The organism is Mesorhizobium sp. M0296 (assembly GCF_040321675.1).
Lineage (GTDB): Bacteria > Pseudomonadota > Alphaproteobacteria > Rhizobiales > Rhizobiaceae > Mesorhizobium.
In genome coordinates, this window is record NZ_JAMYRZ010000026.1 from 39,034 (window position 1) to 65,337 (window position 26,304).

Below are 26,304 nucleotides of genomic sequence, written 5' to 3' on the forward strand. Positions count from 1 at the left end.
CGGACGCCGTCAGGCCTTTACCACCGTCTCTCGGGCTAGCCCGAGGCGGCCAAAAATATTGCGTGTGTCGACGATCAGTAGAGCGTGATCCGCGATCGCCTGATAGTCGATCGCGTCGTGGTCGGTCGCAACGACGACAGCGTCGAAATCCTTCAAGGCCACCTCGGTCAATTCGACAGAACGACGCCCCTTGATCGCCATATGCTCCCGTGTGGCCGGGATTTCGGTAACATGCGGATCGTGGAATTCCGCCTTGCCGCCCCATTCCTCGATGAGTTCAATGAGCCGCAATGAGGGGCTTTCGCGGATGTCGGGCACATTCTTCTTATAGGCGAGCCCGATGATGAGAATGCGCGAGCGGCTGAGCGCCTTGCCGCAGCGCCGGTCCAGCGCCTTCGCCAGTTCATCGACCACATGACGCGGCATGGCCGTGTTGATCTCTGCCGCCAGCTCGATGAAGCGGGTCGGCAGTTCGTATTCGCGAGCCTTCCACGTCAGGTAGAAGGGATCGATCGGAACGCAGTGCCCGCCAAGTCCAGGGCCAGGATAGAAAGGCATGTAGCCGAAGGGCTTGGTCTTTGCCGCCTCGATCACCTCCCAGATGTCGATTCCCATCGCACCGAGCACGATCTTCAACTCGTTGACGAGGGCTATATTGACCGAGCGGAAGATGTTTTCCGTCAGCTTGACCGCCTCGGCGGTCGCCGTGGTGGAAACCGGAACGACGGTCTTGACCACGCCATGGTAGAAAGCCTGCACGAGCGTCGCCGCTTCAATGCCGTCACCTGCCACGACCTTGGGGATCGTCGCGACTTCAAAGCTGCGGTTGCCGGGATCCTCGCGTTCGGGCGAGAAGCCGAGGAAGAAGTCTATCCTCGACTGCAAGCCGATTTTTTCCAAGATGGGCTTGATCACGTCGTCGGTGGTGCCGGGATAGGTGGTCGATTCCAGCACGATCAGCTGACCAAGACGCAGATGCTTCGCGATGGTGCCTGCGGTGTTCCTGACAAAGGAGAGATCCGGCTCGCGGTGTTTCGTCAGTGGTGTCGGAACGCAGATGATGATGACATCGCAGACGGCCAGTTCGGCAAAATCCGCAGTGGCGCGGAACCGTCCGCTCGCCACCTGGCCGGCAAGGGCTGTCGACGTCACCGCCTCGATGTAGGATTGTCCGTTGTTCAGGCTCTCGACCTTTTGGGCTTCGATGTCGAAGCCGCAAACAGGGAAGCCGGCGCGTGCGATCGCAACCGCCAGCGGCAACCCGACATAGCCCAGTCCGATCACGCCGACTTGCGCGGCACGCGTCGAAATCCGGTTCAGAAGGCGGTCATATGTCGATCGTGAGGCGTCCAAAAATCTGCTTCCCGTCAATTCGGACAGGCCGTCCGCTTCCATGGTGAGGCTCACCGCTCACAAGAGCCCCGAGGCATATTGCGGAAAATCGATGTCCGCAAGCCGTCAGACCGGCACCTTCGCCTTAAGGCTTGCGGCAGCCATCGCATAGCCGCCGGCGGCGCCATCGATGAAATGAACGTGATCGCGCTGCAGCGGCGATGCGACGAGGCATGTCATCAAGGCCGATTTCTGGCGGTGCAGGCCATAGTTGCAGATGCCCGCCTCTTCCGCCTGTTTCAGCCGGTTCTCGATCCGTTGCAACACATCCGCGTCAACGTCGATGGTCATCTTTAAGCCATCGTCGAACTTCCGGAAATCCGAATTGCTGGCCACTTCGCGTTTGTAGATCTTCGGATCGAATCTGCCGATCGTCCAGCCATATCTATCCGTAACAGCCGTAAGCGTCATCAGGAACACTATCCACAGCTTCGACAGCCACCGCCGTCCTGCCGGCGCCGTGGCCCGCGCCTCGATATCGAGGCCGGCGGGCAGCAAACTGTAGTCCGGCCCGTTCACCGGCACCGGGTGGCCATCGCGTTCCTGCCTGCCGGCAAGGGCGATGATGTCGGAAACCAGAAACTGAAAACCGCGCAAGTCGCGCGACGCCCCCGGTATGGCTATGATCGAGACGATTTCGCCATGCCGGGCTTCGATCGGGTTCCAGCGGCACGAGAGGCCGGTCAGGTCCGGCCGCGCGCCGGCCGGCGCAGGATCGATGCGGTAGCGCCCCGCTTTCATCTCGGCTTCCGCCCAACTGCCGCCACCTCCGGCGAACATGGCATAGAAGACCGCATCGGAGGCCTGGAACCTCGCCACGCGAACGTCGAGGCCTTGCGCTCTTATATCCTTTATCGGCACGATTGCGGCACGCAAGGTCAGATCCAGTTCGTCCGCCACCCATCTCTGGACAGCCGCCAGCGCGTTGCGGGTGATCTCCAGCGCCGAGTCGGGAAACGCCACGAGCGCGCCGTCGCCGCCGAAGACAAAGGGAAGATCTTGCCTACCCAGCGCATTGAGCAGCGCCGAAATGACGCTGGCACCGGCCATATTGACGGTTTTATAGCGCCCCGCCTCGATCGCCTTGGTCGAGCCGACGATGTCTGCGGTGGCCAGCGCCCAGCCATCGGGGAGAGGCCGATAGTTATCGATATCGGCAACGCTTTCGAACTTTGCGAAGACCGGCAGAGAAGCAACAAACGGATCGGACGCGGCAGCTGTTTCCATGAGCATCAGATAGCACATTCCAGTGCTTGAGGGTGAAGTCGATCATGCTTCGAAATTGACTTGCGCAGGCTTTCCGATGATAGGGTCCGGCGATGCGAATTGCCTTCTATGCGCCGCTGAAGTCGCCCAATCATCCCGTTGCCTCCGGCGACCGCCAGATGGCACGGATGCTGGTCAAGGCGCTGGAGCATGGAGGACATAGCGTCGAACTGGCATCCGAATTGCGCTTCTATCTACGCGAACCGGATTCGAAAAGTTTCGATGCGCTCAAGATCCAGGCCCGCGAGGAAGCCGCGCGGCTGGCGAGGCTTTGGGATCGTGACGGCAAGCCCGATCTGTGGTTCACCTATCATCCCTATTACAAGGCGCCCGACCTGATCGGGCCCGAACTGGCGTTGGCCTTTGGTGTCCCCTATGTGACAGCGGAAGCCTCCTATTCGAGGCGGCGCAACACCGGTTTGTGGGCCGATACGCAAGCGTTGGTGGCGCGAGCCGTCGAACAGGCGGCGCTGAACATCTGCTTCACGCAAAGGGATCGTCAGGGACTGGCAGATGCGGTACCCGACGCCGCTTTCGGCATGCTTTCGCCCTTCATCGACACATCGCTATTCCGGGAAACGCCGGCACGCGGTTGTCCGACGCGCCTCGTTACCGTCGCCATGATGCGCCCGGGCGACAAACTCGAAAGCTATCGCATGCTGGCGCAGGCGCTCGGTTCGATCGGTCACCTGCCCTGGACCATGTCGGTCGTCGGGGACGGACCTGCCCGCGAGGAGATCAAAGCGCAATTCGCCGGCTTGCCCGCCGAGCGTATCGAATGGCTTGGCGCGATTGAGCCAGCCGCCGTGCCGGATGTCCTCTACAGTGGGGGAATTTACGTCTGGCCGGGTTTCGGCGAGGCCTATGGCGTTGCCTATCTTGAAGCACAGGCCGCCGGCCTTCCGGTTGTGGCTCAGGACGTCGCCGGCGTGCCGGAGGTCGTCCGGAATGGCCAGGCCGGGTTTCTCACCCCGCCGGACGATGTGGCGGCGTTCGCTTCTGCCATTGAAAGGCTTCTGGCCCATAACGACGAAAGATCCATCATGGCCGCAGAAGCCAGACGTTTCATCCTCGAAGAACGTTCTCTCGGTGCTGCAGCGGCGCGTCTGGCCGAACTTCTTGCGAAGATCCCCGTCTCATGACATCCGATCAAATCTGGCAACCCTTGGTGGAGGAACTGGCGAGCCGGCAACGGGCGGATCGTAAGGCAGAGTTCTGGCTGCGCGACGATGACGCCGTGGATCCGACGCCTGCGCTTGATCGGTTGCTCGACCTCACCGGTGAATTCGCGGTTCCGGTGACTCTGGCCGTCATTCCCGCCGTGACTGACGAGAAGCTTGTCGTTCGGCTTGACGAGGCGCCGCATGCCACGGTCGCCATCCATGGCTGGGCGCACCGAAATCATGCGCCCGAGGGCCAGAAGAAGCAGGAGCTCGGCGCGCATCGACCACGCGAGGCGGTGCTCGATGATCTGGCTCGCGGGCTGGCGCACGTAACCGGCCTGCACGGCGCACGTGCCGTTCCGATGCTGGTGCCACCCTGGAACAGGATCGACGCCGGCTTCGTATCCGACCTTGGATCGATAGGATTTTCGGCATTGTCGGTCTATGGACCGCCAAGGCCGGCGTCACTTGCGGTCATCAACAGCAATGTCGACATCATGGATTGGCATGGCACGCGCGGCTGCCGCGATCATGGCCTATTGGTTCAGGCTATCATCGCGCAATTGCAGCATGCATTCGATGGGGGCGAACCGGTGGGCCTGCTCACCCACCATCTCGTACATGATGAATCGGCCTGGCTCTTCCTCGAACGGCTGTTCACAGTCACCGCACAGACTGAAGCCTGCGCATGGCTTCCGATCAGGACATTGATCGGGCGCAGCGCCGGTAGAACAATTCCAGGAAAAGTGTGAACGGTTTCCGTCCGGAATTGCGTCAAAACAAAGAGATAGAGGAAAATAGCTCAGTGCTTTTTGCGCAATGAGACCGGAATGTTGAGCGTCTGGCCATCCCGCGCGGCAAAAGCGCCGGTAAACCTGTCCTTGGCCAGTTTCTGGATCTTGTCCAGTTCCTTGTCGGTGCGTGTCGGATCGTGGTGAAACAGCGCAAGCCTCCGCGCACCGGCCGCCTCACAGAGTTTGACGCCCTGTTGCCACGTCGAGTGCCCGTAACCGCGGCGGCGTTCCATTTCCTCCTCGGTGTAGGTGCAATCGTAGATGACGAGGTCGGCATCTTCGATCAGGCCGAGCACCGCCTGATCGAGTTTGTCCGGCTCATGCTCAGTGTCTGTGATCACCGCCACGACGCCGCCACCCCATTCGACCCGGTAGCCTATGCAGCCGCCCGGATGCATAAGACTGCCGGTTCGGACCACCACCCCTTCGCGCGGGCGAAGCACGTCTCCGGATACAAAATCGCGATAGTCGAGGCTTGCCTTGCAGGCCTCCAGTTTCACCGGAAACCACGGCGGCCGCATGAACTCATCGACCATCTGCCGGGTCGTCATGTGTCCTGCAAGATGCCCGGACCAAAGCGTAACCTGGGCGCCCCGGTCATAGATCGGCGCAAAAGACGGCAGCCCGATGATGTGATCGTAATGGCAATGGGTGAAAAGCAGGTCGAAATCGGTCACGCCCAACGCCTGAAGCGCCGCGCCGGCTGGCCTTAGGCCAGAGCCTGCGTCGAACAGAAGCGTATGCTTACCGCATCGCATCTCGACGCAGATTGAGTTGCCACCATAGCGAGAGAACTCTGGCCCTGATACCGAAATGCTGCCGCGGACACCCCAAAACCTGACCAGGAAAACGTTGTCGTCCATGCTACCCCTTCGCCCATCATATCTAAACAACTGCCGCTAGGCGAGACAGGCTTTCTCCGGGTGATCTTCTCAGCGAGAGGACAGTGCCGTCACGACGGCGAGGATCGAGCGCACGTCCTTCGTTATTTGGCGCTTCGTGCGTCGATCAGATCCGCGGTCGTATGGCTTAGGCGATCGGCAAGAACCCGCAATATCTCGATGGTCATTTCCGGGAACTCCCTCATAAGTCTCAGGAAATGATCCTTGCGGATTCTCAGGGCTTCCAGCGGACTTGCCGCTCTGACGGTGGCAGTGCGGGAGCTGTTGCACAATATGGCGATCTCGCCAACGATCGAATTTGGCTCCAGTTCTGCAACTTTTATCGGTCCGCTGTCGGAATCGACAAGAATATCCGCTCTGCCTGAAAGGATGACATAGGCGGCGTCTCCCTCGTCGCCCTGCCGGAAAAGGATCTGGCCGGCGCTGTAGCTCACACGATCGGATGTGAACGCAAGCAGCTTGAGCTTTGTCGGCTCGATGGCAGAGAACAAGGGAACGCGTTGCAGCATTCCAACTTCATCCTTGAGCAGCATTGTCGCAAACCTTCCAAAATTCGCGTTTGCCAGACTAGAGCACGCCCAGATGGAATCAATTCTCTTTCCGGGATGGCGAGACAAACCACGCGAAAGGTGGCGAGCCCGATGTCGTGCACCGGCAGAATGATCCCATCTGAATGTCCGTTGCTCTATGACAACAGTTCCTTGAAGATACCGTTCCCTGCCAAAAGTGTCTCGTGTGTTCCGTCTTCCGCCAATTGACCCGAGTCGAAGACGATAACGCGATCGAACATCATCGCCATTGCCGGATTCGTCACGACCCACACAATTGCCGGCGAATGGCCGTCGCGCCTGGCTTCCCCGAGCACATTTCGCAGCACCTTATCCTGCATGCGCTGGTCGAGCGCCGACAGCGGCCGGTTGAGAATGAGAAAATCGGGACGCTTGAGCAAGGCCCGGGCAACATCGAGCTTCTGTCGCTGTCCACCGGTCAGCCGCCTGCCGCCGGAGCCGACGTTGAAGTCCAGGCCGACATCCAGAAGTTCGCCATAAAGCCCCAGTTCGTCAAGAATGTCATAGACGATGGAGCGTATGCGGTCGGGCGCGTCGGGATGATTGTTGCCCACACGCCCGAACAAGACATTATCCATGACGGTGGCCGCGGCAATGTATTTGGCAGGATCATACCGTTCGACCGCATTGTGCAGCTCGGGCGGCAGGTCTTCATAGAACCGGTTGCGTGCAGCGACGATCTTGCTCATCAGCTCGTCGCTCAGCAGGCCGAAGCGGTGCCGGGGCTCGATGTAGGCAAAGCTCAAGGTGACGATCATGGCGCGATCGTTCTCCGAAACCGCCTCGTAGGGACGGTTCTTGAGCCGTTGCAGCAAGGTTTCGTAGGCGGGTATCTCCTCCGCGCTCATGAAGGCGAGCTGCTGGAAGAACTGGTGATCGGGCGGCAGGTCGGCAAACAGCTCGATCGCCTGTTTGGCGATCTCCAAGCCCATTTCGTAGAGCGTGCGGTCGAGGCCGGCTTGCCTCAGCACGGAAGCAAAATAGGGATTGGCCGCCAGGGCCCTGTCGGCCAGTTCGGGGCCGGCGGCAGCGCCGAAGAGCAGGTTTTGGCCGATCGTTGCTTCCTTGTTGTAGGCGCCCGGTTCGAAAGGAACCACCAGTCCGCTCAGCCCCTCTTGTTCCAGCCGGGTCCGCAGCGCCGCACGCAGTTCGACGATCCGCCTGGCAAGCTCCGTGTGACGCGTGAGGTCGGCCGAAGAGCGCAAGCCGAGATCCAGAATGTCACGCGACAGAACAACCGCGTCGAGCACCCGGCGCACGGCTTCAAAGAGGTCGTGCGGGCCGGTAGCGCCAGCGGAAGCATAGTTGATCCAGTCGCTGTGGATATCAAGATCCGGATTGCCCGACCGGCGCGCCTCGTGAATGTTCCAGCGGTGCTGATCTGCCGCAGCACCGTCATAAGGCACCGATGTCAGCGGCGCATGCTTCAACCCGTAGAGCAGGTTGTCGCGGAGGCTTGCCTGGAACAGGAAAACATCCGACGAGGCATACGACATGCGCCGGCCGGTTATTGCTTCGGGAAGTTCAAGCAGGTCGTCGGTGCCCGAAGCGACCCTTCCGCTGTCCGGCCAGTTCAGCCGCGCGAAGGCTTCTGCAAGCGCCTCCGCTCCACCTGTTGCGGTACTGACCAGTGCCACCGTCTCACCCGGCTTGACCTGGAGGGAGATACGGTTGAGGAGCATTGCACCGCCATCGTCTGCTATGGACAGATTGATCGCCGACAGCGGCTTGGTCATCGGATCGGGATCGTCGATCGTCAATGCCCCGATTTTCGGCGCGATGAGACCTTCAACGGTGAACTGTTCAACGACCTGTTGATATTTGACCTGGACATCCTGCCGATCCTGATCCCAGTCGATCAGTTCCTTCATCGGTCCGGGCAGGTCCTTGTAGGCGCCGATCACGGCCACGAGCTGGCCGACGTCCAGCCGCCCCTGGAGGACCAGATACCCGCCGATCATGTAGAACAGAAAGGGCGTGAGCTGCGCGAGAAAATTGTTGAGGAACTTCACCATGAATTTCCATTGGTAAAGATCGAAGCGGATCTTGAAGATGAGCCCGAGCCGGGCAGCTATGTCGGCGCGCTCGTAGTTTGATGTATCGTGGACGTGAACCGCGCCGATGCCGTCGACGATTTCGCCAACCCGGCCCGAAAGCGCGCGCGCCGTCAACTGCCGTTGGCGCCCGAGCACGATCAGCCGCCGCCGCATTCGCGGGATGAGCACGATCTGGATCGCCACGATCACGACCGCTATCATTCCGAGCCAGACGTTCTGGATCATGATGAACAGCATGGCCGTCAGCGCTTGGCCGCCGAGCAGTACCGGCTGCAGGAAGGCGTCGCCGATGAAGCCGCCCAGCGGCTCCACCTCGTCCTTCACCATGGTCGCCACTTCGGCGGATTTCACCCGCTTGAAGTAAACCGGCGGAAAACGCAGCACACGGTCGACCAGATCGAAGCGGATACGCCGCAGCATGCGTTCGCCGAGGCGGCCCTTGTAGGTGTTGATGTAGAATTTGAACAGGCCGTTGATGACGACTAGCAAGAGGAACACAAGGCTCAGGGCAAACAGGGTCTCCTCGCGGTCGAGCTGAAAACCGGAGAAGAACTGGACCTCTCCAATGAACGGCAGGTTGTAGTGTAGCCTCATGAATGGCTGGGTCGCGCCCGGTTGCTCGAAGCCGCGACCTTGGATCGGTCCGTTGACGATCAGCTTCGGCAGGTCGAAGGACATGAAATACGGGATCATCGAAAGCACGACGATCATCAATATCCAGAGCTGCTGCTTCTTGGTGTGCGTCCAGATATAGCGGGCTAGGCTGGCTTCCATATGCGACTGTGGACCCTTCAGTTGGAAGGATGCAGGATGTAAAAGCACCTGCTGGCGAATGGCGTATCGGCAATTTCTTCATCGCTATCGACAAGCTCGAAGCTGCTGTGCACGGACATTGTCCTGCGCTCAACGATGCAAGGAACCTGCGAGGCGGCGCGATCCAGTTCCGGCGCATGGTCGATGGCAACGACATGGGCATTGTTGATCGGCGAAGAAAGCAGCTGGCCAAACGGTCCGCGGCTTTCGTAGGGCTTTGGCGAACAGCCGAGCAGCACGAGGCCGCAGCTGCGCGGCTGGTGCTGGCGGATGGACGCCGATGATCCGGACAGATGCAACAGGCTCTCTCCGGCACCGGGCAATAGCCAAGCGGCTTGCAGCATGATCACGTCCGCGGAATCAAACAGTCTTGCGGGAGGCAAGATTGCGTTGTGTCGCCCAAAATCCCAACATACAAGACGAATTATGATGGATGTCACGCAACCACGCAATGCCATGGACTGGCACGAGCAAGCCTTGGACCTCACGCGGGGAATTGCTGCTTATGTCAACTGCCCTCTCGTGGCAGGGCTGGCGCGCGTCGTCGCCAAGCATCCGAAGGCCGATATCGCCAACGCCTTCAACCACAAGCAGGTCGCCTGCAAGATGTGGGCGCTCGACAGGCTGTTCGAAAGCGGCGGCGGCCGCTTCGGGCGCATATGGGTTCTGGGTGGATGGTACGGCGTATTGCCGGCAATGCTTTTCAACGATGCCCGCTTCGACATCGCGGCGGTCGATAGCATCGACATCGATCCCGAAGTCGCGCCGGTCGCCCGGACCCTCAACCGGGAAGCCGGCGACCGGTTCCGGGCGCTGACGGCAGATATGTACGCACTCGACTATGCGGCCGGGCGGCCCGATCTGATAGTCAATACGAGCTGCGAACACATAGCCGATCTGCGGGCCTGGCTTGCTCTGCTTCCGCCGGGCACGAATGTACTGCTGCAATCGAACGATTATTTCAGCGAGCCGACGCACATCAACTGCGTGGCTTCGCTTGCAGCCTTCGAGGAAATGGCGGCGCTACGGGAGGTGCGGTTCTCCGGCGAACTGCCGACAAAAAATTATACGCGCTTCATGCTGATTGGAACTGTTTAATGCATTTCGCCCAAAAGCGCGTAGCGGTTTTGGGACAACGACACGCATAAAAACAGGACTTGAAGCGCGTCGCACGAATCTCACCAGACGCGACGCGCGTTAGGGCATTTGCAGGAAAGCAAACGGCTTTCCGTCCGGAATTGCGTCAAAACAAAGAGACAGAGCGGTTCTGCGTGAAACGATGAACCGCTCTAGGATCTATCGTCTGTTTAATCATGAACTTTTCCGAAACCGGGCCCCACGTTTAGGGACCATGTTCGATGTCGCTCGCGCAGGATTTGCGCGGAGCGACGCGCGCCTTCCAGATCGAGACGATGCGCAGATGGCGTCGGTTCCACAAGCGCTTGTTCGACCGCTTGCGCCAAACCTTCAGGCGTCAGGTCCTTTTCCATCAGCACCGTTGCAAGACCGAGTTCTTCGAGCATCAGGGCGCGAACCGTCTGTTCGGTTTCCCCGCCGGCTGCAAATGGGACGAGCAGGGAGCGACAGCCCGCGCGCAGGACATCGCAGACCGTGTTGTAACCCGCCTGCGAGACTGACAGGCGGGCGCCGGTCAGCAGGCTGGCGAAATCCTCGCGGAACCGGAAGATGGACAGGCCCGGCGTGGCATCGCGTGCGATCGCGTCAAACTCGTCTTTCGGCAGGTTTGGGCCGGTGATCAAACACCATTTCCAAGCGTTGTTGGCATTCCGCGCCGCTGCGATGGTGGATCTGACAAGGCTCTTTCCGGCAGCCCCGCCGCCAACTGACACCAGAACGTCGAAGCGCTCGGAGCCCGCGGGCGATGGCGGCGCGGCAACGAGCCCCGTGTAGGTGACCTCGGCCCTGATCGCCCCAGCCAGTGGAAATGTCTTGTCGATGGTTGCGAAAGCCGGATCGCCGTGGACCATAACAAGATCGAAATGCCTGTTGATGAGATCGACCGTTTCCTCGTTTCGGCCCAGCTTGACGCGCTCCTGGAGGATATCACGGACGGACGTCGCCAGTAGCGGTCTGGGCGACGTCGCGTCGATGGCCTCGATCAGCGGCAAGAGTTCGAAACGCATCTGCCGGCGTCCAAATGGAAACGCCTCGACAATGACGATATCAGGCCTGCAATCCCGGAATGCCTGCAGCAGCATCTCTGAACGCCATTTCTTGAAATCATCGTCGATCGGGTTGCCTTGCAGGTCGACAAGTCCCGAAAATCCTTCATCACCGGAGGTGACAGGTGGCAGAGTTACAGATTGTACACCCAGTCCCGGAAACCCGGCGATCGGCGCTCCGCCGGTCACGACGGTAACGTCAAACCCGTCATCGACCAGAGCCGCCGCAATGCGGCTGGCGCGCGCGAGATGGCCGATGCCGAGCAGGTGCTGGACATAGAAGAAAGCGCGCAGCCGCTTCATTCGGCGGCCCGCCACTCCCGCTCGAACAGTTCCTTGAGCTGTCCAATGCTTGCCATATGATCGAAATTGCCGCGCACGCGCCGCTCTGCGGCGTCGCCGAGGCGGTCGCGGAGCACGGGATCACGGATCAGGCGCTCCAGCGCCTGTGCCAGGGCAATCGGGTCTTCCGTCGGAACCAGCAACCCCGTTTCATCCGGCGATAAAAGCTCCGGCACGCCGGAAATATCGGTCGACACGCAGGCAAGCCGCTGGCTAGCCGCCTCCACCAGAACGTTCGGCAGACCGTCGCGGTCGCCAGTTGCGGTGATCCTGCAGGCCAGGGCGAAGATGTCGGCACGGCGGTAGTGCTCAAGCACCTCCTCCTGCGCAAGCGCGCCTTTCCAAGAGACGCGACCATCCAGGCCGAGCTTTTGCGCCAGCGCCTTGCACCGTTCCAGTTCTTCGCCGCCGCCGATATGCTCGAAACGCCACGCCAAATCGCCGGGCAACAGGGCAAGGGCCTCCAGCAACGTATCGTAACCTTTCTTTTCAACGGCGCGCCCGACACTCAGAACGACAACCGGTTCGTCCGGAGCCGAGCCGTCATGCTGCTTTCGCGCCTCGCCGAAACTGCCGAAGCGATCAAGGTCGAGCCCATGATAGCTCAGATGCACAGACGAGTTGCCGTTAGCGAGTTTTTTCAGACGATCGAAGCCGGTTTTCGTGCAAGTGACCGTCCAGCGCGCCGAGGAAAGCTTGCCGGCCAGATCCCAGTCCGCCGAAGTCCAGATGTCCTTGGCATGGGCCGAGCAGGTCCAGGGCAGGCCACGAAGCTGGCTGGCATAGCGCGTCACCGATGCAGGCGTGTGCGCGAAATGTGCATGCAGCCAGCCCGCGTTTTCCGGCCATTCGGCCGCCAGCACGAGCGCTTGCCCGAAGCGGCGCGCGCGATTGCGCGTAAAGTCGCGGGGCATATCGGCAGCCAGCGATCCGAACGCGCGCCAGAAGCCCGGACGCAGCAGACAGGCAAACAGCGAGCGAAGCACGCGCAGCGGCTCTTCATGCAGATATTCCGGCAGATAATGGACGGGCGCTTTGATCTCGTCATGCACGGGGTGGCGTTTTTCGTCGGTCGGCCGCCTGAGCGCGACGAGTATCAGGTCGAACCCCGCACGCTCAAGACCGAGCAGTTCCTGCGCGATGAAGGTTTCGGACAGCCGCGGATAACCCTTCAGAACCACGACGATCTTGCGATGTTGCAACTCAGGTCATTCCTTCAATGACCGAAAGGTGATGGCCGGCTCGCCGGTCGAGCAGTTCCGCGACGATTTCGGAAATATGAGGCAGCCCTTCCAGCGTCAGATGCGGATTGCTCTGCGATGGGCGGGGCCGGTCCGGCAGCACCTTCAGTGCATCAGCAAACCGCCGGGAATCCTCGGCTTCTTCCGGCAAAAGCATCTCGATGAGGCCGAGTTCGGCTGCGCGCCGTGCGCGAATCAGTTGTTCCCGGCGGGGCTCGACGCGCGGCACGATCAGCGCCGGCTTGTCGAAAGACAGTATCTCGCAATAGGTGTTGTAGCCGCCCATCGCCACTACCGCCTTGGCGCCGGCAATCAGGTCTTCCATGCGGTTGTCGAACTCGATGATCTTGATGTAGGGTATCTTGGACCCCTTCTTGAGCAGCTTGTTGCGCTTGCGCGCCGGCATGTAAGGCCCAAGCACGATCAGGGCTCTATGCTGCAATTGCGGATCCTGCTGATAGGCATCGATGACGTCGTGGATCAGATCGGCGCCGTCACCGCCGCCACCGGTAGTAACGAGGATATAGTCGCCCTCAGGCCGGTGGCCGGGCAACTCGTTCCGCTGCAGGCTCCGTTGCAGGAAACCGACGAACCTCATCTTTGCCCTGACAGCCGGGGGCACATCCAAGCCGGTCAACGGATCGTAGAAATCCGGCGGACCATAGGCCCAGACCTTGTCGTAGAAGACGCCTATCTTGCGCATCACGTCTCTGCGTGCCCACTCTGCTTCGAGCAGATGCGGCGCATCCATCACCTCGCGCAGGCCAAGCACCAGCGTGGTGCCCCGCGTCTTGAGGTAGGACAGCGTGTCCTCAATCTCACCGCGCAGGCCGAGCGGTTCCTTGTCGACGATGAAGATATCCGGCCGGAAGGTCTCAGCTGTATGGCGGATGATCGACTGGCGCATCCTTAGCGTCTCATGCAGATCGATGTCCTTTTCCAGCGAGGTGTATTCGCCGTTGCGCAGCTTGATGACGCTGGGGATCTTCACGAAGTCGACACGGGCGCGGTAGTCGAAGGCGCCAGCGATAGTCGCACCCGAAATGATAAGCACCTGAAGTCCGCGGAAATCCTCGACCAGCGAATGCGCGATAGTCCGGCAGCGCTGCAAATGGCCGAGCCCGAACGTGTCGTGGCTGTACATGAGAATTCGAGCGTTTTCTGCGTGCTGGGTCATTGTTGAACGTCTCTTAGAATTCTCGCCTTGAGGACCGTGAGCGACCCGCAGGATTCGAAACCATCCTCGCGGGTCTACCGACCTGTTCTGAAACATGAGGGCGCAATTTTCAATTCGTATTACAAAGAGGGTCCATATGCTGAAACCAGGAAGCTACGTCTGCTCAGCGGCCTGCTTGCCACGTGGTCCAGAAGAACCTGCATCATTTCACTGGTATTGACCATCTCGGATTCTCGGCGGCCTTGACCGCTGCGAAAAACGTGGAAACTCCAGAATGGAATAAGGTATGGGCTGGGTACTTCACTCCGAGCGTCTAAGCCAAGCTCCTAAACCATGATGTGCCTTGGCGGTGGGAAGCCGGAGCGTTGACGGAGTAGGGGACACGTTCGAACCGCCTAGATCTTGACTTCTCAGACCAGAATCTGGGGGTCAGGAGTTCGACTCTTTTCGGGCGAGCCAATTGAACTCACTAGCTTTTTGGACGCCATGGGCGCATGAACTCGCCGATTGCAGGCTTGTCAAAGCTGACCTGTTTGCCGCCAACGACAGCGCCGGCCTTCGGGCCGGCATCCGAGTCTTCGATCCCTTTTCCGGTTGTACCGCGCAGGTAATATTCGGCTTCCATATATATTCGAGATTGAGGGCGAACCGGAAAAAAATGTCTTCGTCTTTGACCTCATCCTGCGCATAGGCGCGGGAAACCGGGGCAAGCCCGGTGGCCGAAGCGAGCGTTGCTCCCAGGCCAAACTGCAATTCGCGGCGGCACGAAACACGAAATGCAGGCGTGACGCGGGTCATGGCTTCCTCCCAAAAGCCCGCCGGCATCAAACATTTTGGCACCTCAAAAGCACGCCTGCGCTCCCAACTTCACGAAATGTGGAATGTTCCTCAGTCACCGATAGCCGAGCAGCTAGGTTTCCTCGACCCTAGCCTCATGTCAGCCGACGCACACTGCGCTGTAGCGGCGCCGGATCTGCCGGCAGCAAAAATCCCGCCGCTGCGGTCGTCCGAAGTACGCTGTCGATAAAATCCAGGACTTTTGCGTATCGATTTCGGACCAAGGTCCGTCTTGTAGAATACTGTATTTGAACAAAGCTAGGTAACAGCCGACTTTCGGATTCGAAAGTCCTGACGTTTTTCATCTGGAACCCATCCTGGCGGGAGGGCGACTCGAAGGAGGAACTATGAAAACGCGCACCTGTCTATTCGCGACTGTAGCCGCTCTCACCCTTGTCGCATCTCCGGTACTCGCTGCTCCCGGGGGCAATGGCAATGGCAACGGCAATGGCGGCAGCAACGGCAACGGCGGAAACTCGGCCGGGGCCGGCTCGCAGGGACACGGAGCCGCCACTTCCGCCGCGGCCAAGGACAAGTCGACGACCGGCGTTGCTCATGCAATGGCGGTCGTTGCCACGACACCGGCCTCACCGCAGGCTACGCTGGCCTTGCAGGCAGCGCTGGATAGAAAGGCCGCGAAAGACGCGGCAGACACTGCCGACGACACCTCTGACGAAACCGAGTAAGCATTCGAAACAGACCACTTGTCGCGTTGAAAGCCGTGGTTCGCCGCGGCTTTTTTCGTTTCCAGACGACGAACTCTCAAGGTGAACAGCGCTTCCAGAAAAAAGCTGCTCCACGGCGGCACTGAAGCTACGCTAAGGTCAAACGCCGCCGCATCGGCGTCGGATTCGAGTGCATTCGAGGAGATCCCATGACCGGCTTTGTCGACCGCGAGCGCGCAACTGACCTGATGCAGCGCGCCGGCATCGAGGCGCTGGTGCTTTGCGAGCCCGAGGCGTTCCAATATGCCACCGGTGCCTGGATCGGCCCGGCCGGCCTGTTCCGGCGGGCCGGCGCCGGTTTCGTCGTTATTCCCAAGCGAGGCGACCTGCCGATCGGCGTCGTGGTGGCGGATTTCCAGGCTGCCCAGCTCCGGGCGGCGATGGCCGGCGCCGTGCTGCGCACGCATGCGATCTGGATCGAATCGGCGTCGCTCGAGCCGGCGACGGCCGACCGGCCTGTTGCGCAGCGCATCGAGGCCGGCTTGGTTGGCCGCGCCCCCGGTTTTTCACGTCCGGCGACCTTCGAGCTTGCCCGCTCCGTCCGCGAGCTGAAAACGATCCTCGCAGAATTCGGGCTGGAGCGTGCGACGCTCGGCATCGAGCTGGATTTCGTCTCGGCCAGCGATTTTTCCGCGATGCAGGCGATATTGCCGGGCACTGCCCTGGTCAACGGCTCGCCGGTTCTCGACAGGCTGCGGGCAATCAAATCGCAGAGCGAGATCGACCTTCTGCAGCAGGGCATCGCCCTGTCGGAAGCCGGCCTGTCGCGGCTGCAGCAGCATGCGACGACCGGCATGCGTCAGTCTGAGCTGGTCGCGCTTTACCGGCAAGGCGTCGCGGATGCAGCCGCCGGGTCGTCGCAGCAAATCTCGACGGCGGAATACGTCACGCTGGGCGCTCGCCCAAAAGGCGCCGACGCCGTCGCCGCCGCCGGCGATCCGCTGAAGGCCGACATGGTGTGCAGCGTGAACGGCTATGCCTCGGATATGTCGCGGAATTTCACCTTCGGGCCGCCGTCGCCCGAACAGGCCGAATTGCATGCGATAGCCGAACGCACCTTCGCCGACGGGCTTGCCGCGCTTGTGCCCGGAAAGCCGTTAGCCGCCGTGCATCGCGCCGCCAGCGAAAGCCTGGCGCGCCAGGGCCTGCGTTCCTATCGCCGCGGCCATTTCGGCCACAGCGTCGGCCATTCCGTGTTTTCCGAGCAATGGCCGTTCATCTCGGCCGACAGCAATGTCATGATCGAGGCCGGCATGGTGCTGGCATTCGAGATCCCGCTCTACATCGACGGTCTCGCCAGCTTCAATCTCGAGGACCAGTTCCTGATCACCGCCAACGGTCCGTCACCGATGAACCGCCTGCCGAGGCGCCTGGATATTATCGGCTGAATCCAGCCGTTATCTGGCGCCGGCCACGCCCCGGCGGAAATCCGACGGCGACATGCCGGAAAGCTTGCGGAACGACTTGTTGAAGGCACTGAGCGAGCCGAAGCCCGATTCCATGGCGACGCGCAGCACATTGGCATCCTGATGCATCAGCAGCGCCTGAGCGTAGCTGAGGCGCAGCAGATTCACATATTCATTGAGCGTCATGCCGGTCGATTTCTTGAAGATGCTCATGGCGTATTTGGGATGGATATCGGCCGCCGCGGCGATGTCGACGCAATCGATCTCGTAGAGGAAATTCTCGGCGATGAAGTCGCACATGCGCCCGACATTGCGCAGCGATTGCTGATCGAAGGGAGTGCCTATCTCCTGTTCGACCGGGGTTTCGGGCACCAGCCGGTAAGGCTCGAAGCGCACCCGCTCCAGCCGCAGCAAAAGCTCGTTGACGGCATGCTCGGCCTTGACCGGGTCGCCGGAGCGGGCATAGCGGTTCCAGCGCTCGAAATTGTGGTCGTCCGACCGGTCGGTGGCGTCGGTCACCAGCGTCGCCCCGGTCATCAGTCTGTTGCGGACCTCGACGGGCAAATGCAGCCGGAAGAAATGCACCAGCGGCAGATGCGCGCCGGCGTAGATGGCATCGTCGGAGGCTTCGTCCATCTGGTGCGGCAGGCCGCCCCAGAACAGGCACATCTCGCCCGCAGAAAGCGAAAGCCCGTGCCCGTCCATGCGGTAATGCACGGCGCCGCGCACGATGAAATTCACCTCGACCTGGGCGTGCCAATGCGGCTTGAGCATCACCAGGGGCTGGGTGTGGAACATCTGCAGCAGCAGCGGCAGGCCCTCCACGCTGCTGGCGCCAGGCTGGTAAAACGGCCTTTCCGGCATCTTACTTTCCGCTCATTTCTTATTCCCTTTGTCGCGGACAAGGCTTTCCCGAGGCCTAGTCTAGCCACGCTCGCAAACAGAGAGCAACTGAAATGGGAGGATTTCAATGCGCATAAAATTGACCTGCGCCGCGCTCGCGCTTGCCTTGGGCTCCAGCCCGGCCTTTGCGCAGTCCGGTGAAATCACGATCTGGAGCTGGAATATCGCCGCTTCGTCGCTGAAGGCCACCATAGCGGGCTTCAACAAGCAGTATCCCGACATCAAGGTGACGGTCGAGGACCTTGGCAACCAGCCGACCTACGACAAATCGATCGCCGGCTGTGCCGCCGGCGGCGAGGGGCTGCCTGACATCGTTACGATCGAGAACGGCGAAGCCGAAAACTACTGGAGCCAGTTCCCGGATTGCTTCGTCGACCTGCATACGCTCGGCTACACCGCGGAAGACCAGGCAAAATTCCCCGACTTCAAGCGTACCGAGCTCGAGGTTGACGACAAGGCCTATGCGATGCCCTGGGATTCCGGTCCAGTGGCGATGTTCTACCGCCGCGACTTCTATGAGAAGGCTGGCGTCGATCCGTCCTCGATCAAGACCTGGGACGATTTCATCGCCGCCGCCAAGAAAATCCAGGCCGCCAATCCCGGCGTCACGATGACCAACGCCGATTTCAACGGCGATTCCGAATTCTTCCGCATGATCTCCAACGAGCAGGGTTGCGCCTACTTCTCCGCCGACGGGCAATCGATCACGGTCAACCAGCCCAAATGCGTCGATGCCATGACCAAGATCAAGGAGATGAAGGACGCCGGCATCATTTCCTCTGCCGACTGGAGCACCAAGATCACCAACAACACCGCCGGCAAGGTCGCCACGCAGATGTATGGCGGCTGGTATGAAGGCACCGTGCGCACCGAATCGCCCGATGGGGCAGGCAAATGGGGCGTCTATCTGATGCCGAGCCTGACCGCCGACGGTCCGCGCGCCGCCAATCTCGGCGGCTCCTCGCTCGCCATCACCTCGGTGTCGAAGAACAAGGAAGCCGCCTACGCCTATCTGAAATACACGCTTGCGACGAATGAGGGCCAGATCACCATGCTGAAAGGCTTCGGCCTGGTGCCGTCGCTGATCTCGGCGCTCAACGACCCTTATGTCTCCGAAGGCCTGCCCTATTGGGGTGGCCAGGCCGTGTGGAAGGACATCCTCGGCACCTTGCCCAAGGTCGTCCCCAGCCGCGGCACGCCGTTCCAGAGCGACGCCGAAATTATCATCCGCGCGGTGCAGACCAAATATCTGGCCGGCGGCTATCCCGACGCCAAGGCAGCGCTCGACGATGCCGCAAGCCAGATCGCCGCGGCGACCGGCCTGCCGGTCAAGTCGTGATCTAGACGAGGCGGCTCCGAGCGCGCGGCTCCCCTTCTCCCCTTGTGGGAGAAGGGATCGCCGAAGGCGACGGATGAGGGGTGCTCCAGCTTGGCTCGGACGGCATTCCTTCCAACACCCCTCATCCGTCTCGGCGCTTCGCGCCGATCCACCTTCTCCCACAAGGGGAGAAGGCAAGAACTTGAAAGCAGAAAGGAGGAAAACGATGCGCTACCAGAACGCCACGGCGTATCGCTTCCTCGCGCCGTATCTGCTGATTTTTTCGATCTTCTGGCTGTGGCCGATCATCGATTCGTTCCTGATCTCGTTCCAGGCGACGCGCACCGTGCCGTGGCGCTTCGCGCCGACCTTCAACTGGGGCCGGCTGATCGGCGATCCGGCCTTCTTCAATGCCTTGAAGAACACATTGCTGATCCTTGTCATCCAGGTGCCGGTGATGATTTCGCTGGCGATTGTGATGGCGGTGCTTTTGAATTCGCCGCTGCTCAAGGCCCGTGGCCTGTTCCGCTTTGCCTTCTTCGCGCCGGTCGTGGTCGGCGAGGTCGCCTATTCGGCGGTTTTCCGGCTGATGTTCAATCTCGACTACGGCATCATCAACAAATTGCTGAACAGCATCGGCCTGCCCAGTGTCGACTGGTTTACCAACGTCACCCCGGCGATGGCGGTGATCATGATGGCGGTGACGTGGCGCTGGGCCGGCTACAACGCCATCATCCTGCTCGCCGGCTTGCAGTCGATTCCCGAGGATGTCTACGAGGCGGCGACCCTGGACCGGGTCAGCAAGGTCAAACAGTTCTTCTACATCACGCTGCCGCTGCTCAAGCCGATCATCGTGTTCTGCGCCGTGCTGTCGATCATCGGCACCATGCAGCTGTTCACCGAGCCCTTCCTGATCACCGAGCGCGGCGGGCCGGGCGGCGGCACCGAAACGCTCGGGCTGCTGCTTTACCGCCAGGGCTTCCGGTCGCTCAATTTCGGCTACGCTTCGGCCGTCGCCTACACCATGGCCGGGCTGGCGATTGCCATTTCGCTGGTGCAGATATGGCTGACGAGGGAACCGAAATGACCTCGCACTCAAGAGTCAGCCGTTCCCAGGCCAGATTGGGACGCAGCATCGCGCTGCATCTGTTCCTGACGCCGCTGGCGCTGGTCTGGCTGTTTCCGCTGTGGATGATGGTGGTTTTTTCGACGATGCCCGACAACGGCATCTTCAGCCCCGACATCGAGCTTTTGCCGCATGGCAATTTCCTCGACAATGTCAGCAATCTGCAGCGCGGCACCAATTTCATCGGCGCCATCGGCATCTCCGTCTCGGTGGCGGTGACCTATACCTTCCTGTCGGTGATGCTGACCTCGATGGCCGGCTGGGCGCTGGCGCGTTACAACTTCTTCGGCAAGGGCATGGTCGTCGCCATCATCTTCGGCACCATCACGCTGCCCTATGCGGTCGTGCTGATCCCGCAATTCATCATGGTGGCGCGACTTCAAGCTCGCCAACACTTGGGTGGCGCTGATCGTGCCGCCGCTGTTCAATTCGCTGGGCGTGCTCTTCATGCGGCAGAGTTTTTCGATGATGCCGCACGAGCTGTTCGACGCCGCCAAGGTCGAGGGCGTCAAGGAATGGCGGATATTCCTGTTCGTCGCACTGCCTCTGGCGCGGCCGATGCTGGCGGCGCTCGCCATCATCCTCTTCCTTGCCTCCTGGAACAACTATCTCTGGCCGCTGCTGATCAATTCCAAGCCGGGCGCAATGACCGCGCCCGTGGCGCTCGGCACGCTGATCGGTCTCACCAAGGTGTCCTGGGGCGGCATCATGGCGGGCGCGGTGATGCTGACGGCGCCAATGCTCGTCGTGTTCGTGCTTCTGCAGCGCCATTTCGTTGCCGGCATCGCCGCCGGCGCCATCAAGTAAGGATCAGCATGGCGGCAGTCACACTCAAAAACGTCATCAAGCGCTTCGGCGTCTTCGAGATCGTCCACGGCGCCAATATCGACATCGATGACGGCGAATTCGTCGTCTTCGTCGGCCCTTCCGGCTGCGGCAAGTCCACGCTGCTTCGGATGATCGCCGGGCTCGAGGACATCAGCGACGGCGAGATCGCCATTGGCGGCAAGGTGGTGAACGACGTCGAGGCGGCCGATCGCGGCATCGCCATGGTGTTCCAGTCCTACGCGCTCTATCCGCACATGACGGTCGAGCAGAATCTGAGCTTCGGCCTGAGAATGACCGGCAACCCCAAGGCAGATACCGAGCGGCGGGTGAAGCGGGCTTCCGAAATCCTGCGCATCGCCGAACTGATGAAGCGGCGGCCGCGGCAATTGTCGGGCGGCCAGCGCCAGCGCGTCGCCATCGGCCGCGCCATCGTGCGCGAGCCGCAAGTGTTCCTGTTCGACGAACCGCTCAGCAATCTCGATGCCGAGCTCCGGGTGCAGATGCGCGTCGAGATATCGCGCCTTCATAAGGAACTCGGCGTTACCATGGTCTATGTGACGCACGACCAGACCGAGGCGATGACGCTGGCCGACAGGATCGTCGTGCTCAACGCCGGCAATATCGAGCAGATCGGCGCGCCGCTCGATCTCTACGACGACCCCGCCAACCGCTTCGTTGCCGGCTTCGTCGGCTCGCCGAAAATGAACTTCCTGGCGGCAAAAATGGTCGGGGCCGACAACGATGCGGCGGTCGTCGAACTGGTCAATCATCGCGGCGCGCGACTGCGCAAGCCGCTTTCGGATGCCTTGCCTGCAACAGGCGGCGATGTCGTGCTTGGCGTGCGGCCGGAGCATTTCTTCGACGCCGGCCAGGGCGATTGCGACCTTACCCTCAAGGCCGACGTCGCCGAGCACTTGGGATCGGTGAGCTATGTCTATGCCAATTCCGGTACCGGGGGCGGACGCGAGGAACTGATCATCGAGCGCGAGGCCTCGCGGCATCGCGCGAACGGCGACGACCTGGTGGTGTCGATCAAAGCCGACCGCTCGCTTCTCTTCGACGCCACCGGCGCACGCATTCGCTAACCCATCTTTCTTTTGTCCGATCGCGATTGCTCGCGGCCACCCCACGGAGATTTGACATGACGTCCAAACCAGAAAAAGTTCGCTGGGGCATTCTCGGGCCCGGCAACATCGCCAGGGCTTTTGCCGGGGGCGTCGCCCATTCGCGCACCGGCACACTGGTCGCCTTAGGGGCGCGCAATCCCGGCAAGGCGGGGCTCACCGAAGCTTTCCCCGGCGCCCGCATCCTCGACGGCTACGAGGCTTTGGTTGGCGATCCGGATGTCGACGCGATCTATATTTCGACGCCGCATCCGAGCCATGCCGAATGGGCGATCAAGGCGGCCGAGGCCGGAAAGCACGTGCTTTGCGAAAAGCCGCTTGGCCTGACCGCATTCGAAGCCGACGCCATGATCCATGCCGCGCGCAAGGCCGGCACCTTTCTCGGCGAAGCCTTCATGTACCGGCTGCATCCGCAGACGGCCAAGCTGGTCGAGCTGATCAGGGCCGGCGCGATCGGCGACATCAAGATGATCAAATCCAGCTTCGGCTTCGCCATGCCGGGCTTCATGCCGGAGCACCGTCTCTACGCCAAGGATCTCGCCGGCGGAGGCATTCTCGATGTCGGCGGTTATCCCGTCTCGATGGCGCGGCTGATTGCCGGCGCCGCGGCGGGAAAGCCCTTCGCCGAGCCGGACAAAGTCGTCGGCGCTGCGCATCTCGGCCAATCCGGCGTCGACGAATGGGCGTCGGCGCTGTTGCATTTTCCGGGCGGCATCGTCGCGGAAGTGTCCTGCAGCATCTCGCTCGCTCAGGACAATGTCTTGCGTATTCTCGGCAGCAAAGGCCGCATCGAGGTGGCGGATTTCTGGTATGCCGGCGGCCAGCAAGGCGGCACCGGCGAAATCCGCATCATCCGTCCGGGTGTCACCGAGGTGGTCGAGGTCACGGAGGACGGCTGGCTGTACGCATTTGAGGCCGACGCCGCCGGCGAGGCCATTCTCGGCGGCAAGCAGGAGTTCGCCTGGCCCGGCATGGGCTGGGCCGACAGTCTCGGCAATCTGCGCGTGCTCGACAAATGGCGGGCCGCAATCGGGCTCGAATACGACATCGAGAAACCGGCAAAGCGCGTCAACACGATCTCCGGACGGAAGCTGCGCTCCGGCGGAACCACCATCCCCAAGCGCAGCATTCCTGGCCTGCCGCGGCCGGCCTCGTGCCTGGCGCTCGGCTTCGAGGATTTCCGCACCTTTTCGTCAGGCGCCATCCTGCTCGATGCCTATTTCGAGGCCGGCGGCAATCTGTTCGACACCGCCTTCGTCTACGGTTCCGGCTATACCGAGACGCTGCTCGGCCAGTGGCTGAAGAACCGCGGCGTGCGCGAGCAGTCGGTGGTCATCGGCAAGGGCGCGCACTCGCCGCTCTGCTATCCCGACGTCATCGGCAAGCAGCTCACCCAGTCGCTCGAACGGCTGCAGACCGACCATATCGACGTCTATTTCATGCACCGCGACAATCCGGATGTGCCGGTCGACGAATTCGTCGATGCGATGGACCGCGAGGTCAAGGCCGGCCGCATTCGCGGTCCGTTCGGCGGCTCGAACTGGACGATGGAACGCATGGATGAGGCGATTGCCTATGCCGAGCGCACCGGCAAGCAGAAGCCCGGCGCGCTTTCCAACAATTTCTCGCTGGCCGAAATGCTGGAGCCGATCTGGGCAGGCTGCGTCACCTCCTCCAGCGACGAATGGAAGGCCTGGCTCGCCGCCCGGCAGATGCCGAATTTCGCCTGGTCGAGCCAAGGCCGCGGCTTCTTCACCGACCGCGCCGGCCGCGACCGGCGCGACAATGAGGAGCTGGTCCGGGTCTGGTATTCGGAGAGGAATTTCGGCCGTCGCGACCGCGCCATCGAGCTCGCCAGACGGCTGGGCAAAAGCCCGATCCACGTCGCGCTCGCCTATGTCCTGGCGCAGCCCTTTCCGTCCGTCCCGCTGATCGGGCCGCGCACGCTCGACGAATTGGAAGACAGCCTCCAGGCGCTCGACATTTCACTTTCGCCGGACGATCTTGCATGGCTGGATAGCGGTTCGGATCAGGCCCGCGCGCGGGCCTGACGGCAGCGGCGATCGCTTCGGCCTACGTTGGCCCCTTAGCTTCCGGACTGTTTGCGCTGCCCTCACCCTCTCCCGCAAAGAACCCGGAAAGGGTAAGAATGAGGGCAGCGCAAACGTCACTGGAAGTTAGGGAAGACAGATGCTCGACATCGCACCGACGAAACAGGCGGCCACCTGGCTCGATTCCTTTGCCCGGGCGCTCGAGGCCGGCGACGTCGAGGCCGCAACCAATTTGTTCGTCGAGGACTGCTACTGGCGCGATCTGCTGACCTTCACCTGGAACATCAAGACGATGGAAGGCCGCGCCGCGATCCGCGACATGCTGGCGGCGACGCTGGCAATGACTAGGCCTGCCCAGTGGCAGCTCAGCGGCGAAGCGACTTCGGACGAGGGCACGATCGAGGCCTGGTTTTCTTTCGAGACGTCATCGGCGTGGGGCCATGGCATCATGCGCCTCAGGGACGGCAAATGCCGGACGCTGTTTACGGCGATGAGCGATCTCAAGGGGTTGGAGGAGCGCAAGGGCCCGGCGCGGCCGCTGGGCGTCCGCCACAAGGCGGATCCGGAACGCGAGACCTGGCTGGAGGCGAGGCGCCGCGAGGCGCGTGATCTCGGCGTTAGCCAGCAGCCCTACTGCCTGGTTATCGGCGGCGGCCACGGCGGCATCATGCTGGGGGCGCGGCTCAGGCAATTGGGCGTGCCGGCCATCGTCATTGAGAAGAATGCGCAGGCCGGCGATTCCTGGCGCAATCGCTATCGCTCGCTCGTGCTGCACGACCCGGTCTGGTACGACCATCTGCCCTACATCCCGTTTCCCGAGAACTGGCCGGTGTTCACGCCCAAGGACAAGATGGGCGACTGGCTGGAAATGTATACGCGCGTCATGGAGCTCAACTACTGGACCTCCACGACATGCGTCAGCGCGTCCTACGACGACGCCGAAAAAATCTGGACGGTCGAGCTCGATCGCGCCGGCGAGCGCATCACGCTGAAGCCCAGGCACATCGTCTTTGCAACCGGTGCTTATGGCCCGCCCAGGCGCATCGACCTGCCGGGCGCCGAGGTCTTCGACGGCGAAATCTTGCATTCCAGCCAGTATTCCAGCGGCGAGAAATTCCGCGGCAAAAAGGTCGCCGTCATCGGCGCGGCAAGTTCCGGCCATGACGTCAGCGTCGACCTCTGGGAGAGCGGCGCTGAGGTGACCATGGTCCAGCGCTCGCCGACGACGGTGGTCAAGTCGGACACGCTGATGGAGATCGGTTTCGAGATCTTTTCGGAAAAGGCGCTGGCCCGCGGCATCACCACCGAGAAGGCCGACATGATCGTCGCCTCGACGCCGTTCGCGCTGCTGCCGCAAGGCCAGCGCGCGCTTTACGACATCATCAAGGCGCGCGACGCGGCCTTCTACGATCGCTTGCGCGGCGCCGGCTTCGCCATCGATTTCGGCGACGACGAGACCGGGCTCCTGATGAAGGCCTACCGCACGGGCTCGGGTTTCTATATCGACGTCGGCGCCTGCGATCTGATCATCGACGGCGAGATCGGCATCCGCAGCGGCGTCGGGATCAAGTCGCTGACGCCGACAGGCATTCTCTTCGACGACGGCACCGAACTCACGGCCGACGCGATCATCGCCTGCACCGGCTATCAGTCGATGAACGAAACGGTGGCGGCGATCGTCTCGCGCGAAGTCGCCGACAAGGTCGGCCCGTGCTGGGGGATTGGCTCGGGCGTGAAAGGCGATCCCGGGCCGTGGCAAGGCGAATTGCGCAACATGTGGAAGCCGACGGCACAGGAAGCGCTGTGGTTCCACGGCGGCAATCTGGCGCTGTCGCGCTTCTATTCGAAGTACGTCGCGCTGCAGATCAAGGCGCGCATGGAAGGCATTGCGACGCCGGTCTATGGAGCGCCGGGGAAGTAGGCTGCGCGGCCCTTCCCTTCTCCCCTTGTGGGAGAAGGTGGCCGAGCGAAGCTCGGTCGGATGAGGGGTGTTCCAGCTTGGCAAAGACGGCGATCCTCCCAACACCCCTCAACCGTCTTGGCGCTGCGCGCCAATCCACCTTCTCTCACAAGGGGAGAAGGAAGAG

At 61.5% G+C, this 26,304-nt stretch carries 20 protein-coding genes and 2 pseudogenes; 11 read left to right on the plus strand and 11 right to left on the minus strand.

Features of this window, described 5'->3' with window-relative positions; genetic code table 11:
- Positions 1-9: 9 nt before the first annotated feature.
- Positions 10-1,353, minus strand: coding sequence for a nucleotide sugar dehydrogenase (locus tag NKI97_RS23115; RefSeq protein WP_352450255.1), 1,344 nt, complete (start codon positions 1,351-1,353; stop codon positions 10-12).
- A gap of 105 nt (positions 1,354-1,458) precedes the next feature.
- Complete coding sequence (locus NKI97_RS23120) at positions 1,459-2,637, minus strand: DUF3095 domain-containing protein (protein ID WP_352450256.1); 1,179 nt, start codon at positions 2,635-2,637, stop codon at positions 1,459-1,461.
- A 74-nt stretch (positions 2,638-2,711) separates the two neighbouring features.
- Here NKI97_RS23120 and NKI97_RS23125 point away from each other — a divergent pair, with 74 nt between their 5' ends.
- Positions 2,712-3,800 (plus strand): glycosyltransferase family 4 protein, encoded by a 1,089-nt coding sequence (locus NKI97_RS23125; RefSeq protein WP_352748292.1) that lies wholly within the window; start codon positions 2,712-2,714, stop codon positions 3,798-3,800.
- The gene (locus NKI97_RS23130) at positions 3,797-4,573 is read left to right on the plus strand and encodes a polysaccharide deacetylase family protein (RefSeq protein WP_352836749.1); all 777 of its coding nucleotides are present in this window, start codon (positions 3,797-3,799) and stop codon (positions 4,571-4,573) included. Before NKI97_RS23125 ends, NKI97_RS23130 begins: the two co-directional genes overlap by 4 nt.
- Positions 4,574-4,623: 50 nt before the next feature.
- Here NKI97_RS23130 and NKI97_RS23135 read toward each other — a convergent pair whose 3' ends face one another.
- The 4 genes from NKI97_RS23135 to NKI97_RS23150 form a co-directional block, all read right to left on the minus strand.
- Positions 4,624-5,478, minus strand: a complete 855-nt coding sequence (locus NKI97_RS23135; protein ID WP_352450259.1) for an MBL fold metallo-hydrolase — start codon at positions 5,476-5,478, stop codon at positions 4,624-4,626.
- A 122-nt stretch (positions 5,479-5,600) separates the two neighbouring features.
- Positions 5,601-6,050: a cyclic nucleotide-binding domain-containing protein gene (locus NKI97_RS23140; protein ID WP_023675957.1), complete on the minus strand. Its 450-nt coding sequence runs from the start codon at positions 6,048-6,050 to the stop codon at positions 5,601-5,603.
- Between the two features lie 152 nt (positions 6,051-6,202).
- Positions 6,203-8,917 carry an ABC transporter transmembrane domain-containing protein gene (locus tag NKI97_RS23145; protein ID WP_352450260.1) on the minus strand — a complete coding sequence of 905 codons (2,715 nt, stop codon included), beginning with the start codon at positions 8,915-8,917 and terminating at the stop codon, positions 6,203-6,205.
- A 17-nt stretch (positions 8,918-8,934) separates the two neighbouring features.
- Complete coding sequence (locus NKI97_RS23150; RefSeq protein WP_352836754.1) at positions 8,935-9,255, minus strand: hypothetical protein; 321 nt, start codon at positions 9,253-9,255, stop codon at positions 8,935-8,937.
- 130 nt (positions 9,256-9,385) lie between these two features.
- On the opposite strand from NKI97_RS23150, the gene NKI97_RS23155 reads away from it, so the two are divergent.
- Positions 9,386-10,054 carry a class I SAM-dependent methyltransferase gene (locus NKI97_RS23155; RefSeq protein WP_156937317.1) on the plus strand — a complete coding sequence of 223 codons (669 nt, stop codon included), beginning with the start codon at positions 9,386-9,388 and terminating at the stop codon, positions 10,052-10,054.
- A gap of 209 nt (positions 10,055-10,263) precedes the next feature.
- On the opposite strand, the gene NKI97_RS23160 is transcribed toward NKI97_RS23155, so the two are convergent.
- The 4 genes and pseudogenes from NKI97_RS23160 to NKI97_RS23175 all read right to left on the minus strand — a co-directional run.
- Positions 10,264-11,442 carry a glycosyltransferase family protein gene (locus tag NKI97_RS23160; protein ID WP_352450262.1) on the minus strand — a complete coding sequence of 393 codons (1,179 nt, stop codon included), beginning with the start codon at positions 11,440-11,442 and terminating at the stop codon, positions 10,264-10,266.
- The gene (locus NKI97_RS23165) at positions 11,439-12,683 is read right to left on the minus strand and encodes a glycosyltransferase (protein WP_352836756.1); all 1,245 of its coding nucleotides are present in this window, start codon (positions 12,681-12,683) and stop codon (positions 11,439-11,441) included. The genes NKI97_RS23160 and NKI97_RS23165 overlap by 4 nt, the downstream gene beginning before the upstream one ends.
- A gap of 1 nt (position 12,684) precedes the next feature.
- Positions 12,685-13,899: a glycosyltransferase family protein gene (locus tag NKI97_RS23170; protein WP_352450264.1), complete on the minus strand. Its 1,215-nt coding sequence runs from the start codon at positions 13,897-13,899 to the stop codon at positions 12,685-12,687.
- A gap of 490 nt (positions 13,900-14,389) precedes the next feature.
- Positions 14,390-14,697: pseudogene (locus NKI97_RS23175) on the minus strand (ferritin-like domain-containing protein); the annotation flags it as partial.
- Between the two features lie 386 nt (positions 14,698-15,083).
- Here NKI97_RS23175 and NKI97_RS23180 point away from each other — a divergent pair.
- Together NKI97_RS23180 and NKI97_RS23185 are read left to right on the plus strand one after the other, a co-directional pair.
- Positions 15,084-15,422: a hypothetical protein gene (locus NKI97_RS23180; protein ID WP_023675950.1), complete on the plus strand. Its 339-nt coding sequence runs from the start codon at positions 15,084-15,086 to the stop codon at positions 15,420-15,422.
- A 188-nt stretch (positions 15,423-15,610) separates the two neighbouring features.
- Positions 15,611-16,849, plus strand: a complete 1,239-nt coding sequence (locus NKI97_RS23185) for a M24 family metallopeptidase (RefSeq protein WP_352748245.1) — start codon at positions 15,611-15,613, stop codon at positions 16,847-16,849.
- Positions 16,850-16,858: 9 nt separating this feature from the next.
- Here NKI97_RS23185 and NKI97_RS23190 read toward each other — a convergent pair whose 3' ends face one another.
- Positions 16,859-17,731: a helix-turn-helix domain-containing protein gene (locus NKI97_RS23190; protein WP_352450267.1), complete on the minus strand. Its 873-nt coding sequence runs from the start codon at positions 17,729-17,731 to the stop codon at positions 16,859-16,861.
- A gap of 106 nt (positions 17,732-17,837) precedes the next feature.
- Between NKI97_RS23190 and NKI97_RS23195 the strand changes: the two genes are divergently transcribed.
- From NKI97_RS23195 to NKI97_RS23220, 6 genes and pseudogenes are all read left to right on the plus strand, one after another.
- On the plus strand, positions 17,838-19,109 hold the full coding sequence (locus tag NKI97_RS23195) for an extracellular solute-binding protein (RefSeq protein ID WP_023675947.1): 1,272 nt from the start codon (positions 17,838-17,840) through the stop codon (positions 19,107-19,109).
- Between the two features lie 205 nt (positions 19,110-19,314).
- Complete coding sequence (locus NKI97_RS23200) at positions 19,315-20,175, plus strand: carbohydrate ABC transporter permease (protein ID WP_254817930.1); 861 nt, start codon at positions 19,315-19,317, stop codon at positions 20,173-20,175.
- Positions 20,172-21,021 (plus strand): annotated as a pseudogene (locus NKI97_RS23205) (carbohydrate ABC transporter permease). Before NKI97_RS23200 ends, NKI97_RS23205 begins: the two are co-directional and overlap by 4 nt.
- Before the next feature lie 8 nt (positions 21,022-21,029).
- Positions 21,030-22,127, plus strand: a complete 1,098-nt coding sequence (locus NKI97_RS23210) for an ABC transporter ATP-binding protein (RefSeq protein ID WP_352836759.1) — start codon at positions 21,030-21,032, stop codon at positions 22,125-22,127.
- Between the two features lie 56 nt (positions 22,128-22,183).
- The gene (locus tag NKI97_RS23215) at positions 22,184-24,217 is read left to right on the plus strand and encodes an aldo/keto reductase (protein ID WP_352836762.1); all 2,034 of its coding nucleotides are present in this window, start codon (positions 22,184-22,186) and stop codon (positions 24,215-24,217) included.
- 139 nt (positions 24,218-24,356) lie between these two features.
- Positions 24,357-26,138, plus strand: a complete 1,782-nt coding sequence (locus NKI97_RS23220; protein ID WP_352748321.1) for an NAD(P)-binding domain-containing protein — start codon at positions 24,357-24,359, stop codon at positions 26,136-26,138.
- Positions 26,139-26,304: the final 166 nt, after the last annotated feature.

Bases quoted from the DNA above. Each gene is read 5' to 3' on its own strand.
- NKI97_RS23120 (WP_352450256.1), bottom strand. From the start codon at position 2,637: ATGTGCTATCTGATGCTCATGGAAACAGCTGCCGCGTCCGATCCGTTT.
- NKI97_RS23125 (WP_352748292.1), top strand. From the start codon at position 2,712: ATGCGAATTGCCTTCTATGCGCCGCTGAAGTCGCCCAATCATCCCGTT.
- NKI97_RS23130 (WP_352836749.1), top strand. From the start codon at position 3,797: ATGACATCCGATCAAATCTGGCAACCCTTGGTGGAGGAACTGGCGAGC.
- NKI97_RS23135 (WP_352450259.1), bottom strand. From the start codon at position 5,478: ATGGACGACAACGTTTTCCTGGTCAGGTTTTGGGGTGTCCGCGGCAGC.
- NKI97_RS23140 (WP_023675957.1), bottom strand. From the start codon at position 6,050: ATGCTGCTCAAGGATGAAGTTGGAATGCTGCAACGCGTTCCCTTGTTC.
- NKI97_RS23145 (WP_352450260.1), bottom strand. From the start codon at position 8,917: ATGGAAGCCAGCCTAGCCCGCTATATCTGGACGCACACCAAGAAGCAG.
- NKI97_RS23155 (WP_156937317.1), top strand. From the start codon at position 9,386: ATGGATGTCACGCAACCACGCAATGCCATGGACTGGCACGAGCAAGCC.
- NKI97_RS23160 (WP_352450262.1), bottom strand. From the start codon at position 11,442: ATGAAGCGGCTGCGCGCTTTCTTCTATGTCCAGCACCTGCTCGGCATC.
- NKI97_RS23170 (WP_352450264.1), bottom strand. From the start codon at position 13,899: ATGACCCAGCACGCAGAAAACGCTCGAATTCTCATGTACAGCCACGAC.
- NKI97_RS23180 (WP_023675950.1), top strand. From the start codon at position 15,084: ATGAAAACGCGCACCTGTCTATTCGCGACTGTAGCCGCTCTCACCCTT.
- NKI97_RS23185 (WP_352748245.1), top strand. From the start codon at position 15,611: ATGACCGGCTTTGTCGACCGCGAGCGCGCAACTGACCTGATGCAGCGC.
- NKI97_RS23190 (WP_352450267.1), bottom strand. From the start codon at position 17,731: ATGCCGGAAAGGCCGTTTTACCAGCCTGGCGCCAGCAGCGTGGAGGGC.
- NKI97_RS23195 (WP_023675947.1), top strand. From the start codon at position 17,838: ATGCGCATAAAATTGACCTGCGCCGCGCTCGCGCTTGCCTTGGGCTCC.
- NKI97_RS23200 (WP_254817930.1), top strand. From the start codon at position 19,315: ATGCGCTACCAGAACGCCACGGCGTATCGCTTCCTCGCGCCGTATCTG.
- NKI97_RS23210 (WP_352836759.1), top strand. From the start codon at position 21,030: ATGGCGGCAGTCACACTCAAAAACGTCATCAAGCGCTTCGGCGTCTTC.
- NKI97_RS23215 (WP_352836762.1), top strand. From the start codon at position 22,184: ATGACGTCCAAACCAGAAAAAGTTCGCTGGGGCATTCTCGGGCCCGGC.
- NKI97_RS23220 (WP_352748321.1), top strand. From the start codon at position 24,357: ATGCTCGACATCGCACCGACGAAACAGGCGGCCACCTGGCTCGATTCC.